General features: G+C 48.3%; 14 protein-coding genes and 1 riboswitch. Of the genes, 10 read left to right on the forward strand and 4 right to left on the reverse strand.

The annotated features are described in order from the left end of the window. The first annotated feature begins 252 nt into the window (after positions 1-252). Both Q6A92_RS00805 and Q6A92_RS00810 read left to right on the forward strand, forming a co-directional pair. A complete protein-coding gene (locus tag Q6A92_RS00805; protein WP_332236721.1) occupies positions 253-933 on the forward strand; it encodes a GntR family transcriptional regulator in 681 nt (226 codons plus the stop codon). Continuing rightward, a complete protein-coding gene (locus Q6A92_RS00810; protein WP_332236722.1) occupies positions 930-1,847 on the forward strand; it encodes a DMT family transporter in 918 nt (305 codons plus the stop codon). The genes Q6A92_RS00805 and Q6A92_RS00810 overlap by 4 nt, the downstream gene beginning before the upstream one ends. A gap of 216 nt (positions 1,848-2,063) precedes the next feature. Here the strand turns inward: Q6A92_RS00810 and Q6A92_RS00815 are convergent, their stop codons facing one another. After that, on the reverse strand, positions 2,064-3,743 hold the full coding sequence (locus tag Q6A92_RS00815; protein WP_332236723.1) for an alpha-keto acid decarboxylase family protein: 1,680 nt from the start codon (positions 3,741-3,743) through the stop codon (positions 2,064-2,066). Positions 3,744-4,023: 280 nt separating this feature from the next. On the opposite strand from Q6A92_RS00815, the gene Q6A92_RS00820 reads away from it, so the two are divergent. The 3 genes from Q6A92_RS00820 (at position 4,024) to Q6A92_RS00830 (ending at position 7,531) form a co-directional block, all read left to right on the forward strand. After that, positions 4,024-4,479 carry a MarR family winged helix-turn-helix transcriptional regulator gene (locus Q6A92_RS00820; RefSeq protein WP_443029668.1) on the forward strand — a complete coding sequence of 152 codons (456 nt, stop codon included), beginning with the start codon at positions 4,024-4,026 and terminating at the stop codon, positions 4,477-4,479. Between the two features lie 56 nt (positions 4,480-4,535). Then, a complete protein-coding gene (locus tag Q6A92_RS00825) occupies positions 4,536-6,476 on the forward strand; it encodes a DUF2207 domain-containing protein (protein ID WP_332236724.1) in 1,941 nt (646 codons plus the stop codon). 65 nt (positions 6,477-6,541) lie between these two features. Further along, positions 6,542-7,531, forward strand: a complete 990-nt coding sequence (locus Q6A92_RS00830) for a 2-hydroxyacid dehydrogenase (RefSeq protein ID WP_332236725.1) — start codon at positions 6,542-6,544, stop codon at positions 7,529-7,531. 417 nt (positions 7,532-7,948) lie between these two features. On the opposite strand, the gene Q6A92_RS00835 is transcribed toward Q6A92_RS00830, so the two are convergent. Then, positions 7,949-8,047, reverse strand: coding sequence for a YjcZ family sporulation protein (locus tag Q6A92_RS00835; RefSeq protein WP_332236726.1), 99 nt, complete (start codon positions 8,045-8,047; stop codon positions 7,949-7,951). Positions 8,048-8,603: 556 nt separating this feature from the next. Here Q6A92_RS00835 and Q6A92_RS00840 point away from each other — a divergent pair. From Q6A92_RS00840 to Q6A92_RS00855, 4 genes are all read left to right on the forward strand, one after another. Further along, positions 8,604-8,789, forward strand: a complete 186-nt coding sequence (locus tag Q6A92_RS00840) for a hypothetical protein (protein ID WP_274400114.1) — start codon at positions 8,604-8,606, stop codon at positions 8,787-8,789. A 934-nt stretch (positions 8,790-9,723) separates the two neighbouring features. Then, complete coding sequence (locus Q6A92_RS00845; protein ID WP_274400117.1) at positions 9,724-10,335, forward strand: flavin reductase family protein; 612 nt, start codon at positions 9,724-9,726, stop codon at positions 10,333-10,335. A gap of 247 nt (positions 10,336-10,582) precedes the next feature. Next, a riboswitch (M-box (ykoK) riboswitch) is annotated at positions 10,583-10,770 on the forward strand. Between the two features lie 231 nt (positions 10,771-11,001). After that, on the forward strand, positions 11,002-12,318 hold the full coding sequence (locus Q6A92_RS00850) for an Nramp family divalent metal transporter (RefSeq protein WP_274400118.1): 1,317 nt from the start codon (positions 11,002-11,004) through the stop codon (positions 12,316-12,318). 33 nt (positions 12,319-12,351) lie between these two features. Beyond that, complete coding sequence (locus Q6A92_RS00855; protein WP_274400119.1) at positions 12,352-12,591, forward strand: hypothetical protein; 240 nt, start codon at positions 12,352-12,354, stop codon at positions 12,589-12,591. Between the two features lie 235 nt (positions 12,592-12,826). On the opposite strand, the gene Q6A92_RS00860 is transcribed toward Q6A92_RS00855, so the two are convergent. Further along, complete coding sequence (locus tag Q6A92_RS00860) at positions 12,827-13,432, reverse strand: CGNR zinc finger domain-containing protein (protein ID WP_332236727.1); 606 nt, start codon at positions 13,430-13,432, stop codon at positions 12,827-12,829. A gap of 131 nt (positions 13,433-13,563) precedes the next feature. On the opposite strand from Q6A92_RS00860, the gene Q6A92_RS00865 reads away from it, so the two are divergent. After that, positions 13,564-14,718, forward strand: coding sequence for an epoxide hydrolase family protein (locus Q6A92_RS00865; protein WP_332236728.1), 1,155 nt, complete (start codon positions 13,564-13,566; stop codon positions 14,716-14,718). Positions 14,719-14,999: 281 nt separating this feature from the next. On the opposite strand, the gene Q6A92_RS00870 is transcribed toward Q6A92_RS00865, so the two are convergent. Beyond that, positions 15,000-15,209 carry a hypothetical protein gene (locus Q6A92_RS00870; RefSeq protein WP_332236729.1) on the reverse strand — a complete coding sequence of 70 codons (210 nt, stop codon included), beginning with the start codon at positions 15,207-15,209 and terminating at the stop codon, positions 15,000-15,002. Between the last annotated feature and the right edge of the window lie 147 nt (positions 15,210-15,356).

Below are 15,356 nucleotides of genomic sequence, written 5' to 3' on the forward strand. Positions count from 1 at the left end.
GGAAACGGCTAGTCGAATGATGCAAGAATAATGGAGACGCGGATAGGTTCCGCAGCATTGCCGTTATCGAGCTAAATAGAGATGAAGTCCTTATATTCAGCCTGCTGATAAAACAATCTGCCGGAGCGTCATGACTGTCGGTACGTTTATCGAATAGGGGCCTTTTTCTCCTTTTGGATCTCTTTATTTGCATTTTATTAGTGCGGCTGTATAATATGTATGCAATATATTGCATACAAGGAGGTAAGAGAAATGCCTATTCCTCAGAATTTTTCTTCACCGATCCGGATGCTGGCAAAAGACAGAGCATTCAATCAATTGCAAAGATGGATCATTGATGGAACGCTTGAACCGGGTGAACAAATATACGATTCGGAAATTTCGAAGGCGCTGGGTATCAGCCGAACACCGATCCGAGAGGCTCTGCAGCTTTTAGAAGTACAGGGTTTTATTGAGATGCAGCCGGGAAAAGAAACGCGGGTGACGGAGATCAAAAAAGAAGATGTCCTGAAAATCTATCCGCCTCTGGCTTCTCTGCACGCTTTGGCTGCCGAAGAAGCGGCCAAAATCGTGACTGCGGAACAAATTGAAACATTGAAAGAAATGGCTGACGAATATGGACAGCTTATCGATCGTCAGGAACAGTTTAAAGCGATGGAAAGCGATGAACAGTTTCATAATTACATCGTCGAGCTCGCTGGCAATCCCTACATTACCGACTTCTCCTCGATACTGCAGTTGCACATCCGGCGGTTTAAATATGTTTTTCTAAAGAGAGATTTCGTGATTGTGAAAGAGTCTCTGAAAGAGCATCGAGCTTTAATTCAGGCATTCGAAGAGCATCAGGCTGAAAAAGCGGCGTCGCTAATGAGACAGAACTGGCTGAGGCCGATGAAAGAAGTTTACAGCTTTCTTGTCGGAGAAAAGAGATGATGAACAGAGAGAATCACCGACTCGCAGATCTTTCTTTACTTTTTGTAGCCGTTGTATGGGGCTCCAGTTATCTTGCAACAAAAATTGTACTGGCGGATGTTGCGGTATTCACTTTTCTGTTTCTCCGATTTCTGCTTACGTCACTCGTGATGGTCGCCCTGACCTGGAGAAAATTAGTGAAAGCGACGAAGCAAACATGGCTGTCCGGCATTATTTTCGGCTTGTTTCTTTCAGGCATCTTCATATCCGAAACATGGGGTATTCATTTTACTTCGGCAGCCAACGCCGGTTTTTTAATTAGTCTATTCGTCGTATTTACCCCGCTGATCGAATCGGCCGTGTTCAGAACAAGGCTCCGCGCCGGTATCTTCGGTACAGTGCTGCTCTCGGTTTTCGGGACGTTCCTGCTAACGATGAAGGGCGGATATCAATTCAATACCGGCGATGCCCTGATTCTGATTGCCGCGTTATTGCGCGCTATTCAAATGTCGGTGACACAAAAATTGACGGAGGGCAGGGTTATGGATTCCGGCGCGCTGACAACCATACAATTGGGAGTCGTAGCCGTGATAATGGGCATTTTCTCTCTGCCTTCGGGGCGCTTGCCCGATTCGGCCGTCTTATCGTTGCCGTTCTGGCTGTTAACCGCTTATCTCGCCTTTTTTTGTACGCTGCTTGCCTTTTATATTCAGCTCATCATGATCCGGCGGACTTCTTCCACGCGAGTCGGTCTTTTGACGGGGACGGAGCCGCTGTTCTCAGCTCTTTTTTCTGTGTGGCTGGGCGGTGAGCGCCTTTCCCCGCAGGAGTGGTTGGGCGGGCTTCTGATTGTTGCCGCCACCTATTTCGGCCGGCACATGGAGGCAAAGAACCGCATGGGAAAGACGACAGCCGCTGCTGTAAAAGACGTATAAAACAGCGGATTTGCCGGCAGCCGGCAGAGAAATGGAGCGTTCATGCGGATGTTAAGCCGAAAAAGCGCTGGCCTTTCGAACAAAAAGAGACCACGTCAAAAAAAGCGGCTGATAAAGTGAGGATCCGCAAAGAGGGGACGGCCTTTTTTCTTCAAAGTAAAAAAAGCGTCCCACTATCAATCGATAATGGGACCATCTTATCAGATCGGGTATGGCTTAGTTGTTCTGCGCAGCAAACACTTTGCCCAGTTCGGACAAAAGCTCGGGCATGTCCATTTTGCCCATGACGACTTCGACGAATCTTAGGGATTCAGGATGGACAATTATATCTTTAAGCGCGTCTTCGAGTTCGCCTTCAGTGGCTGCCTTATAGCTTTTCACAAATTCGCTGCTTCCGATAACGGCAGGAATCTCTGCGTATTTCCACATCTGGATGTCGTTATAGGCCGCGTCCGGACCGTGAATGGATCTTTCGACCGTATATCCGTCATTATTAATGACAAAAATGATCGGATGAATCTGCTGACGAATCATGGTTGAAATCTCCTGGAATGTCAGCTGAAAGGCGCCGTCGCCGATCAGCAGAATGTTGCGTCTTGTCCGGTCGGCAAGCTGCGTGCCCAGTAAGGCAGGCAGCGTATAGCCGATCGATCCCCACAGCGGCTGGCCGATAAAGGTGACGTTTTCTTTCAGCGGAACCGTTTCCGAACCGAAAAAAGACGTTCCCTGGTCGGCGATGACGACGTCGTTTTTCTGAATAAAAAGCTGCACCATTTCCCAGAACCGTTTCTGAACAAGCGGCTGATCGGCTGCGACATAAAATGGCGAGCGGCCCGTTTTCTCCTGTTCGGCTGCAGGCGTTATCGCCAATGTGTTTTTATTCCGTGCGGCGAGAGAATCCGCCAAACGGTTCAGCGTTTCTCTGATCTCAATATTCTGGAAGCGCTGATCCTGGTAAGCCACGTCATCCGGATTCACGTGAATCACGGTGTCATCGCTGAAACCTTGCGAGAATCCGCCCGTAATCGAATCGGTCAGCCGAACGCCGATGCTAAGGAGGCAATCCGATTCATCGACGCACTTTCTTACATAAGGCGTGCTCGTTTTTCCGCTGTAAACGCCGATGAACTGCGGATGTTCTTCATTAAAGACGCCCTTTCCCATGCTCAGAGTGGCCACCGGCAGTCCTGTCTTTTCAGCGAAATGCCTGAGCTCTTCCTCGACATGATAGCGGTATACTTGAAAGTCTGCCAGGATTACAGGCGATTTGGCCTGTTCGATGACCGGGACGAGCGACTCCAGCATTTGCTGAAGGTGCTGCGGATCGGTCCTGCTCTCATCCTGCAGCAGCGGTTCGGCGGGGGGCGCGGCCGGCTGTGAATGAATATCGACGGGAACGTTAATATAGACCGGACGTTTTTCGGCCCAGCATGCTTTTAAAACACGGTCGATTTCCTGCGGTGCGTCTTCCGCCGTTAACGTCGTCTGTGCGACGGTGACTTCCTGGTACATCCGTGAAAAATGATTGAATTGGCCGTCGCCGAGCGTATGGTGAACGATTCGTCCTTCGCGGGCGACCTTGCTTGAAGGGGAGCCTGTAATCTTAACGACGGGCACCTGTTCCGCATAAGAACCGGCAATCCCGTTTACGGCGCTCAGTTCGCCGACGCCGAATGTCGTCACGAGTGCCGCGATTCCGTGTATCCGTGCATAGCCGTCTGCGGCGTAAGCCGCATTCAGCTCATTGCAATTGCCGATCCATTTGACGGCGGGATGTTCGATGATTTCATCGAGAAAAGATAAATTATAATCGCCCGGCACGCCGAAAATGTCGCGAATGCCGAGTTCCGCCAGCCGGTCAATGAGATATCGTCCGATTGTATAATTGCCGCTCATCTTTTGTCTTCGCCTCGCTTTATAAAATTTTCGTTTGGAACAAAACAGGTCTCAGGCAGAAAAAAATCTGGTTTTATAGGTCAACATCATTGACCTATAAAACCAGTGTAAGGCAAAAATACATTTAGGTCAACATACTTGACCTAATAGGACGCCTGATTTTTTCAATTCATGCAAAATGATAAGGAAGAAGGCGCAACTTTATGGTATACTACTATTCCGAAGTGAAAGGAGTCTAAACATTTTGAATGATGAACAGCAGAAACTAAATGAAGTATTAATGCTATTTTATTTTGCTTACCGGACATTTACTGAAAAACCGGATCAAATGATCGCGAAGTACGGAATTCAAAGGGTGCATCACCGTATTCTGTTTTTTATCGCCCGTATCCCGGGTATTACGGTGAACGAGCTGTTTACCGTTTTGGAAGTGTCAAAACAGGCGGTCAATGTACCTTTGAGGCAGCTGTACGAGAAAGGATTTATTGAGTCGGAGCAGGCAAAATTCGATAAGCGATATAAGCAGCTGTTTCTGACCGAGAAAGGGTACCGGCTGGAACAGGGACTGAGCCGGGTGCAAAAGGAACAAATGAAAGAAATTTTTTCATCATTAGGGGGAGACCACCAGAAGGCCTGGATGGACGTGATGAAGGAGCTGGCTGAAGTGCGGCCGGGACGCAGGCAGCTGGAGGCCCTGTTCAGAGAAAAGCAGACAATTGACAGAATCAGGCAATAATCCGATTTAATGGCTGTTCACGGTATGATGTTAAAGAGCGGAAAGGTCGTGAAGCGATGAAAAAGGGAAGAATCTTTCCTGTTCTCTTCCTGTTAATTCTGCTGCTTGTAAGCGGATGCAGCGGTTCCGGGGAAAATAAAACATTCCGGATCAATCAGGTGGCTATTCATGCCGCTGTGCGGCCGGATGGTTCAATGCAGGTGAAGGAACTTTACGATTACACGTTTCACGGCTCTTTCAATGGAACGACCCGTTCGATAAATTCCGATATCACGGGCTTTAAAGCGTATCTGATTTCAAAGAACGGGGATTTTTTTCAACCCGACGAATCAAATCTTTTAAAAACGTCCTTAGAAGACCATACATATAAAATTTACACAAGGTCGGTGAATGAAACAAAGAAGATCCTGTATGTTTATACTGTAAAAAATGTGGTCAGCAAGTCCCGTGATGCCGCCTTTATCAATTACAGTTTCTTTGATCATGACAACCGGACGGATTTACAGCACTTATCCATTCATTATCAGTTTCCCGGAACGCTGAACAATCAGGTAAATGCATATTTATACGATTATTCCGGTCAGGCCGTTCTGACAAAGCAGCAAAACTATTATGCCTACACGATAAACCGTCTCCCGGCTGGAGAATCGACGGAGACGCATTTTCTTCTTCCGTCTGCCTATTTTCCCCAGAAGTCGACCGATCATGACATCGATCGGTACATGGCATTAAAGAAAAATGAAGACGCCTTTCAGCAGAGGCTGGTCCACCGAAAGGGCTATGTGGCCGCCGCTAAGAGGCTTTTAAACGATTTAACATGGATCCTCTTTCTTGTTTCGGCCGTATGGCTGCTGATCCGACGTCTGCGACGGCCGGCCGGCCCTTCTGACATTGATCTGCATTTTTTAGAAAAAATGGATCCGCTCTACGCTCATTATCTGGATCATCGATTACGCTTCTCAAATGACGCAATCATTGCGGGGCTGCTGTCTCTTGTGCGGAAAAATATTGCCGATATGGCTGTCGTTCCGATTCATGAAAAGTACAAAAAAGACAAAGATTTTCCTGAGAAAACTATAAGGTTCACGCGAAAACAGCAAACGGTAAAACTGACAAAAGCTGAAAACTATTTAATAAATTGGCTGTTCACCTCGAAGTATGATGGCAAGGCCGGATTTACCCTTGATCAGATTTACGGGCCGACCGGGAAGGAAAAGAAGTCCGGGAAGGTGCTCGCAATCTATCAAAAAAAAGCTGAACGGTTTAAAAGCAAGCTCACGGTCTGGAAGGACCTTCTGAAGAAGGAAGCACCTTTCTCCAGAGATCTGTTTCAGCCGAAGATGAAATTTTTTCCGCTTATTGCCCTTATTTTTACAGGAGGTATTTTCGTCTTTGCCAATTGTTTATGGCGGATCGATGCGACACAGTCAAAGACGGTGACCGGCCTGAACATGGTCCTTGCCGGCCTGTTGATTGCTGCGTTTGTTATTTATTTCATTTCTCCAAGGTGGAAGGCAGGATTTTATGTTTTCTTTGCCGCTGCTTTTTTTGAACTGATGAGCCTTCATGATCCGGATCTCAAAGTTGCTGCTTCTTTATTTATCCTTGCCGCTTCAATTTTATTTGGCTTCTTCCCAAGTAAAAAATGGCGCCCGGATAAAGCCGCGGAACGGCGGATGCTTAAGAAATGGAAAGAAGACATATCACGGCCGCATACGGAGCCATCCGTCACTCAAGCTCAATTGGACCATCTGTTCGCGCTTTCTGTTTCGTTAAATGTCGGCCAATCATTTATTTATGGATATAAAAATCTGATGAAACCAAGTATGACGGCTCCCTGGATGGAGCAGGCAGATGTAACAGCCGCAAGCTTTTACCCGAGCTGTTTTCTTTACTATTTTGCAGCGACGGACCCGGCGGCGTCAGGAGATACGGGGAGCGGTACATCTTTTGGCGGCGGACCGTCTTCCGGAGGAGGCGGTGCCGGAGCCTTCTGAATAGATCGCATCTAAAAATGGAATGACTATTTCAATTGAGCAAAATTACGGGAGGGAGAACAAGTATGAAGATTCTGCTGATGACGTTAAAAAAAAGAATAGAAAGATTTTCCGATCTGGCGGCGATACCGGAATCATGGGAACTCGTCTTTGCGGATTTTGAAACCGATACGCGGAAGCTGTTGACAATCGGCGGCGATGCCGATGTGATTTTTGCCGATGCGATGCAGCCAGTCCGAAAGAAATTAATTGATGCGATGCCTCATTTAAAAATGATCCAGTCAGAGGGCGTCGGTTATGATTGGATCGACATCCGCGCTGCAAAGGAAAAGGGCGTCTTTGTCTGCAATAATGCCGCAGCAAACAGCAAGGCCGTCGCGGAACAGGCCGTTCTGCTCATGCTGGCGGTGCTGCGCCGAACGGTGGAGGGCGACAGAATGGTGCGGGAGGCGCGCCAGATCGAGGCCAAAAGCAACTGGAGCCTGGAAGGAATCCGAGAGCTTTGGAACTGCCATGTCGGCATTATCGGCATGGGCGCCATTGGACAGGAAACGGCCGGGCGGCTCAAAGGCTTTGAGGCAAAAGTCAGCTACTACAGCAGGCACCGGCTTCCGGAAGAGCGGGAGCGTGAGCTGCGGGCCGACTATTTGCCGCTCAATGAACTTCTAAGCACATGCGATATTATCAGCCTTCACTTGCCTTCGAATGCCGAGACGAAAAATTTTATTAATTTGAACCGCCTTCGCCTGATGAAAAAATCCTCTGTCCTGATCAATACGGCGCGGGGAGAAGTGGTCGATCAGGACGACCTGATTATCGCTCTGAAAGAAGGGCTGATTGCCGGAGCAGGGCTGGATACGATTTCACCGGAACCTGTCCGGCCGGATAACGCACTTCTGCATCTGCCGGAAGAGATTTCCGAGAGAATCACATTTTCGCCTCATATCGGCGGAGTGACGGAACAGGCCTTTAAAAAGATGCACACGTTTGCCTGGACGAATATCAGGCGTGTGGATGAAGGCAAAAGGCCGGAAAATATCGTTAACGGATTGTAATTTCAAGCGGGAAAAATGTCCGGCGGCACGGTTTCGAACCTGCCTCCGGCACGAAACAGGCGGCGCGCAGCGACGTGCTGCCGGACTTGCCTGCCCGGGCTGCCGGGCGGCATGAATATGGGCCGGACGGATGTAAATCGCTGAATACGGTATCACGCTTCAGGAAATCTGCCCGCTTCGGCAGGCGCCGCTTGCAACGGCTTATGCCGCCGCATTCTGCCGGACGCATCTGGCATTTCCCGGCTCGCAAGGCTTATATCCGGACTGGGGAGAGCCGGTTCGGGAGGCCCAATCATCCGAAATGGGCGGCCGCTTCGGCTCCTTTAAAAAAATAATCTAATAATAAACAGGGCACCTTGTGCCGGGTGCCCTTGATACAGGAGGAATGCTGAGTGCCGAGGGACAGATCAGATGTCATTAATACACGAAAGCAGTGCCGACAATGATCAACAGAATGAACAGCACAACGATCAGAGCGAATCCGCTGCCTGTGCTGTATCCACCATCATATCCCAAGAGAAGCACCTCCTTGTCAGGGAATAATTTAATATATGAATGGACAGGCGGTCGGCGAAAGGTACAAATTGATGAGTGAAAAAACCTATTTGTGAGAAGCGCAGTTTCAGCAAATATTCTCAATCAAATGTCGGCCGCCATTTTGAAAAAATGAAGCAGATTGAGCAGCGCGGACGGTAGAAATTCAGGATGCACCAGATCGGCGGTGCATCCTGAATTGAATAAAAAAACGGGATGACTTCATTCAGGATGATACGGCCGCGAAAATTTCAATGTCGTTCGCTGTGATGAAAAGAAGTAAAAACAGCAGCGCTTCGATGCCGCGATAAAAGGGGGAGGATCAGAAATTTGCAGAACCTTCATATCTTATCATTAAGCCGCGGAATCAGGAGTTTAAGTAACGGGCAATGAATCGAATCGACCGGATTAGGATAGAGCGTTGCACCGCTTTATGATGGCGCCTCTGGATACATGTCCGTGCAGCGCCTTACTCATGTATAAAAATCCCTTCATTTGAGTAACGATAAATTATCCCTGCAATTGGAGATGAGATGTATTGAAAATAAAAATATTTTCAGACCACGAACCCAGTAAAGTAGAAAAAGCAGTGAACAACTTCTTAAGTAAACATGCGCCGATTAAAAAGATCGCTTTCAGCACTTCATTAAAAGATATGGATGAAATGGTAAATGGAAATGATGAGAAATTGTTTTATTCCGTGATGATTGTTTATGATGACTGATCGTGCAGCACCTTTACAGGTGCTTTTATTTTTTTCAAAGAAGCAGAACCGATCTTGATTGCAGGATCTGTAGGTATGGAATCAGAATGATAGGATCGTTACAAATAAAGATATGTACTCGGAAAGGCACGGATCAGCAGCCTTTCGCTAAGATAAGCAGTTCAAAAAATGATTGTTTACTCAGCAGCTATAGCTATTTTATGGCTGACGTACAGATTTGCTGAAAAAAAAACCTTTTCTGGTTTATAATTAAATTAGAAAAATGCACAGGCATGCCAGTCGCGCCGAATCGAGCAGTCGCACAAAATCAGGCTAAAGTCGCACCGAAATGCTGAAAAGCCGCACCGAATCTGAGCGGTCGCACCAAATCAGGAGAGAGTCGCACCGAAATGCTGAAAAACCGCACCGAACCGGGCTAAAGTCGCACCGAAATGCTGAAAAACCGCACCGAACCGGGAAAAAGCCGCACCGAATCCGGCAGAACTTGCACCGAATCTGAGCGGTCGCACCAAATCAGGAGAAAGTCGCACCGAAATGCTGAAAAGCCGCACCGAACTGGGAGAAAGTTGCACCGAATCCGGCAGAACTCGCACCAAATCTGAGCGGTCGCACCAAATCAGGCTAAAGTCGCGCCAAAATGCTGAAAAACCGCACCGAACCGGGAGAAAGCCGCACCGAATCCGGCTCTAGATGCACCGAAACGTCAAAATATCGCTCCGAATCACCGAATTAAACAGCTGAGTCCAAATTCATGTTGGCCTGCGTTGAGTCGGCATGACAAAAAAAGTTCATCCGGTTTATTTAAAGCCAGATACTGCTGCGCACTATCATCCGTTCTCGGTAAGGGATTTTTTAAATAAAGATGTTATCCACTTTAGGAGAAACTTCATTATAAAAGGGGAAGCCCCGTTTATAAAAAAGGGAGGAATCAATCATGATCGGACTGGATCCGTCCGCCTTATCCGAACGGGACAACTATAAGTTTTTAACGGGCAGCATTATTCCGAGACCGGTCGCTTTTGTGACCACGAAATCGCCGGAAGGGGTGCTGAACGCCGCCCCTTTCAGCTTTTTTAATATTGTGACCGACGAACCGCCGATGGTTGCGGTTTCCGTTCAGCGTGTAAATGGGAACATGAAAGATACAGCGAGAAATGCGATCGCAATGAAAGCATTTGTTGTGCATATATCCGATGAACGCTATATCGCTCAAATCAATCAGACGGCCCGATCCTTGCCGCCGGATGAAAGTGAAGTCAGCATTACCGGGTTAACTCCCGTCGAGAGTACCAAGATAGGCGTTCAAGGGGTAAAAGAAGCAAGTATTCGTCTGGAATGTGTCCTTGAAAGGGCCGTCGCGCTCGGTGGAACGGCCCCTCATCCTTCGTGTGACTTATTAATCGGCCGTGTCGTTTTTTACCATATCAGAGATGATTTATATAAAAACGGAAGGATTGATCCTCAAGGTTTAAAGCCTGTCGGCCGGCTGGCGGGAAGTTCCTATACAAAACTGGGGGAAATCTTTGAATTAACCCGGCCTGTGTAAAAAAAGCCTCTGATCCGGATGCGATGGATCATTGAACCGTCAATGCCCGGACTGCTTGAGCCCGTAAAGTGTATTCCAGCCGTTTTGACTTATCATTTATCAAAATCCGAATGCTGAATGGTCCATGTATTTTTGTACCTTTTTTGTGGAAAAGGTTGACACAATTAGATTTGTGGCATAGTATAAATCATGGATATAAGATATATTAAACTTAATCTTAATTAATAATTATTTTCAAAAGACAACTGCATATCCTTGTTAGGTGAGGCTACTGTAAAGATACACGCTACTGCCCAAAAATGTCGAGAGACGCCAATGGGTCAGCAGGTATTACCGGACTAAGGTTTTACTTAATGTAGCTGACTACACGCGCAGAAATGCGGGTGCTTATGCTCAAAGCTTTACAGTGCTAAAACTCAACGAGTGGGGAGGATTCGGTTTTTCCGATGCTTTTAGATGATTTGAAAATCTCTTCACTTTGTTGTGGAGAGATTTTTTGATATTAAGGAGGTGATTGGCATGGATGATGTTCCCGGTAGTAGTCATTATAAGCTGTCTTTGAAACAATCTTATACTGGTGGTGCCATGGCCAATTACCATCCCTTGTTCTGCTGACAAAAAGTTCGGATTGGTAATGGCGATAGATGAGTAACGAGGTGAACAATTATGGAAGCGGAGATGAAAAATGGTACTCATGTAGCGGAAGACAAACTGACTAAAGCACGGGTCGTCAAAAGTCCGGCAGCAGGACGGCTGCTTACCTTTCTAATGGTATTCGGACCGGGACTTATCGTGATGGAAGCGGATAATGATGCCGGAGCGGTGTCTACCTATACCCAGGCAGGTGCACAGTACGGCACAAGATTGCTTTGGGTACTGCTCATTCTTCTTCCGGTGACGTATTTTTGCCAGGAAATGGTGGTCAGACTGGGGATCGCGACGGGCGAAGGACATGCGGCGATGATATATAAACGTTTCGGAAAATGGTGGGGAAGGTTTTCATTGTTTGATCTGGAACTGGTTAACTTTCTGACACTGATTACCGAATTTGCGGCGATATCGCTGGCGTTAAGCAAAATGGGCATTTCCCCCTATCTGTCTGTTCCTGTCTCAGCGATCGGCCTGATTTTTCTGGTTGTTTCAGGCGGATATCTGAGATGGGAGCGGGTAACGATCGTTCTTTGCCTGCTGGATGCCGTCTGGCTTCTGCTGGCTTTTATGTCGCATCCCGCTTTCGGCCGTGTGGCCCATGATCTGGTGGTTCCCGGCGTGCCGGGCGGAGGGATGACAGGCAATCTGGTCTTTATGATTATTGCGATTATCGGGACGACGGTGGCGCCCTGGCAATTATTTTTTCAGCAGAGCTGCATCGCGGATAAGAAACTGCGGTTTAAGGATCTGCCGTTCGAACGGCTCGATACGCTGATCGGAGCCGTGTTCACGGTGATCATTGCCGGCAGCATGATGCTAATAGGAAATGTACTTTTTCAAAAGGGCATCGGTTATCGGGATCCGGCGCAGATGGCCGGCGTTCTCGGACCTGTGCTCGGAAGCTTCGGAAAGAACGCCGTCCTTTTGCTGATGTGCAATGCGGCCGTTCTCGGAACAATGGCTATCTCTCTGTCAAGTTCATGGGCTTACGGCGAAGTCGTCGGATGGGAACACACGCTGCGCAAAAAGTTTAGAGAAGCACCGCAGTTTTATTGCTTCTTTGTCGGGGCCATTGCTTCTGCAGCCGGCATCGTCTTAATTCCCAATGCACCCTTGCAGCTGATTATTGTCGGCGTTCAGGTGCTGGCCGGTTTGATGCTTCCGTCGGCGATCGTATTCTTGCAGCTGCTTTTAAATGATAAGGAGCTGCTCGGGGAAAGATTTTCGAACAAGCCGTGGAACAATGCGATCAACTGGGTGATTATTACGATTTTATTCATTCTTTCGGCAATCCTGGCGGTACAGGTTATGCTGCCCGGCCTGTTTTCTTAAATGAATAGGTAATAGAGTAAGGAGGTTATTAAAATGAAAATGATGAATCAGGCAATGCATAATACAGAAATGGGAAACGGCTATAAGAAGGAATTTTATGTCGTACACCCTTTATTTGATAAACCGGAAAAAAAGTTGAATCCTGACAATCTTGGAAAAATGAAAATGACGAGAAGTGTTAAGTTTTCACTGGTGACACTGCGCTTTTATCTGATCGCCATGGTCATTCTGGCATTTTATCGCATTCTTGAAATGTCCGGAGCATTCCATTGATCTTTTTCCGGGTTTGGAAACGCTGTGGAGTCCGGAGTGAAAGATAACTTATACGCTAAAAATCAGACGAAGAAAGGACCGTCCCGCAGTCGGAAATATCGACCGGCGGGGCGGTTTGTTTTTTCCGAGGATCATGTCCCCGCTCAGTTCGGCTGATTCTTATACAGAAAGTCATAGAAAATGCAGGCGGGCGGCGGGAGAATAAAAAAAGAGAGCAGGCGGATTCCGTGGACCATCATTGGCGATGACGCGAGCGGAACCGTCTGATTTTGTCTGCATTGCCGCAGGTTCTCATATTGCACCAGCGGCGGCTATGATTTTTTGTTTCGTCGATAAACAGCCAGGTGCAGGAAGGGTTGGCGCACTCTCTGACGCGAAATGGAACGGCGGAAGCCAGTAGGTCGGCGGCGGAACGGGCCGGGGGAGCGATTATCGAGTCGAGACGGACAGGCTCTTCCCATCCCCACATGAAGCCGGACGGTGTTGAAATAATGCGCGACTGGCAGAGACCGCGAGCAAGTTCGTTATTGATCACTGCAAGATCAGGGGCGGCCGGCTTTTTCTGGACGGCAACGGCTGAAAAGATCCGATATATCGATTCCCTCAGATTTCTGGCCCGATCCAATACCCTGTTTGACACAATTTTATGTTCTTTCGATTTTTTTTCCAGATAAACAGCCTGCTCTGCGCTTAATAATCCCGCCTGCTGTCCCCAATTCAGCAGATCCCGATAGCTGTTAAGATGCTCCGAAACGTTTGTCTGACCGCGTGCGCCGCTGATGGTGTTGGCGAAGTCCAGGCAGATGGCACCGGCAATATATTCAAAGATTTTTTCAGCCATGATTATTGATTACCTCCTATTGCGTGAAACCGTTAGAATCTAAATTGACAGGTTGCAGATCTTCTTCGTATAATGAAACCATTAAAACATATTTTAGAGGGTTACAAGGAACGAGTCAAGGAGGAGTAATCATGCCGGTAGAGCCTTTTCAAATCCATATCGCTCAGTCCGTGCTTAATGATTTGCGGACACGACTGGAACAGACGAGATGGCCTGACGCTGCGGAAGAGGCAGGTTGGAATTACGGGACCAACAGGGAATACCTGCAGGAAATCCTCTCATACTGGAGCCGGGAATTTGACTGGCGCAAACAGGAAAAATATCTGAATGGATTTTCGCAATTTCGTGCTGATGTCGGCGGGCTGGCGATTCATTTTATCCGCGAGCGCGGCCGCGGGCCCCGGCCCATGCCTCTGATTCTCACCCATGGGTGGCCGAGTTCTTTTTTCGAAATGACAAAAATCATTCCTCTTCTGACTGATCCGGTCTCATTCGGAGGCGATGCAGCAGATGCTTTTGATGTCGTGGTTCCGTCGCTTCCCGGATGCGGATTTTCACAGCGTCCCATTCGTCGGAAAATGACACTGAAAGCGATATCGGACATCTGGGCAGAACTGATGATCAATGCATTGGGGTATCAGCGGTTCGGAGCCCATGGGGGAGACATCGGCGCCGGCGTCGCTACCAGCCTCGGGCGCAGCCATTCCGAGTATCTAACAGGAATTCACATTCTGGCTGTCGGCAGTCCGTTTCTTGGCCGGGGCGCTGCGCCGCTGACACCGGCGGAGCTTGCCTATCAATCCAAAGTCCGTTCCTGGGAACAGGAAGAGGGAGCCTACGAGCACCAGCAGTCGACTCGGCCGCAGACGCTTGCTTACGGTCTCAATGATTCACCCGCCGGCCTCGCAGCCTGGATTCTTGAAAAATTCAGATCCTGGAGTGATTGCGGCAGCGATATAGAACGAAGGTTCAGCAAGGATGAATTGTTAACCAATTTAACGATCTATTGGGTGACCGAAACCATTAATTCTTCCATTCGCTTATATTACGACCACCGGTATTATGAAAAATCCGCATCACTATTTCAGCGTGTTGGGGTGCCGACCGGAGTCACTTTGACAGTGGAATCCGTAAATCAGGCACCGCGCGAATGGGCGGAACGCACGTATAACGTGCAGCGCTGGACCGCATTGCCGAGAGGCGGCCATTTTGCTGCTTTTGAAGAACCTGAATTGCTTGCCGAAGAGATTCGTGCCTTTTTTCGTCCGCTGCGGGACCGGATATAGATTTAAATTTGTGACTATAAGACCCAGAGCAAGTTGCCGGAACAGCTGCGGAAGCATCTGAAGCAGTTCCATCCTCCGACTATGAGTCCCAAGAGGCAGCCTCGATGCTAAGCACACAATTGCCGATATACCTTGGTGGAGATTGATAAACCGCCGGTGACAGCTGATAACCTATCTGGCACTACCGATGATCCACCTACAACGGCCGATAACCTGCCTGTGAGACCGATAACACGCAGTCAGCGACCGATAACCCGCCTGCGCCGACCGATAACGTGCAGTCAGCGACCGATAAATCGCCTGCGCTGACCGATAAAATAGCCGTAATGACCGATAAAAGTGCTGCTGACCGATAAGCTGTCTGTGCCGACCGATAACGCGCAGTCAGCGACCGATAACCCGCCTGCGTCGACCGATAAAATAGCCGTAATGACCGATAAATTTGCTGCTGGTCGATAACCCGCCTTTGTCGACCGATAACGGACTGTCAACGACCGATAAACCGTCTGCGCCGACCGATAAAATAGCCGTAATGACCGATAAATTTGCTGCTGCGATAAGCTGTCTGTGCCGACTGATAACGTGCAGCCAACGACCGATAACCCGCCTGCGCCGACCGATATAGGAACCGGATTTCG

The organism is Sporolactobacillus sp. KGMB 08714 (assembly GCF_036598985.1).
In the GTDB taxonomy this organism is placed as follows: domain Bacteria; phylum Bacillota; class Bacilli; order Bacillales; family Sporolactobacillaceae; genus Sporolactobacillus.

Coding starts and splice junctions, on each gene's coding strand:
- Q6A92_RS00805 (WP_332236721.1), top strand. CDS start 253: ATGCCTATTCCTCAGAATTTTTCTTCACCGATCCGGATGCTGGCAAAA.
- Q6A92_RS00810 (WP_332236722.1), top strand. CDS start 930: ATGATGAACAGAGAGAATCACCGACTCGCAGATCTTTCTTTACTTTTT.
- Q6A92_RS00815 (WP_332236723.1), bottom strand. CDS start 3,743: ATGAGCGGCAATTATACAATCGGACGATATCTCATTGACCGGCTGGCG.
- Q6A92_RS00820 (WP_443029668.1), top strand. CDS start 4,024: ATGCTATTTTATTTTGCTTACCGGACATTTACTGAAAAACCGGATCAA.
- Q6A92_RS00825 (WP_332236724.1), top strand. CDS start 4,536: ATGAAAAAGGGAAGAATCTTTCCTGTTCTCTTCCTGTTAATTCTGCTG.
- Q6A92_RS00830 (WP_332236725.1), top strand. CDS start 6,542: ATGAAGATTCTGCTGATGACGTTAAAAAAAAGAATAGAAAGATTTTCC.
- Q6A92_RS00845 (WP_274400117.1), top strand. CDS start 9,724: ATGATCGGACTGGATCCGTCCGCCTTATCCGAACGGGACAACTATAAG.
- Q6A92_RS00850 (WP_274400118.1), top strand. CDS start 11,002: ATGGAAGCGGAGATGAAAAATGGTACTCATGTAGCGGAAGACAAACTG.
- Q6A92_RS00855 (WP_274400119.1), top strand. CDS start 12,352: ATGAAAATGATGAATCAGGCAATGCATAATACAGAAATGGGAAACGGC.
- Q6A92_RS00860 (WP_332236727.1), bottom strand. CDS start 13,432: ATGGCTGAAAAAATCTTTGAATATATTGCCGGTGCCATCTGCCTGGAC.
- Q6A92_RS00865 (WP_332236728.1), top strand. CDS start 13,564: ATGCCGGTAGAGCCTTTTCAAATCCATATCGCTCAGTCCGTGCTTAAT.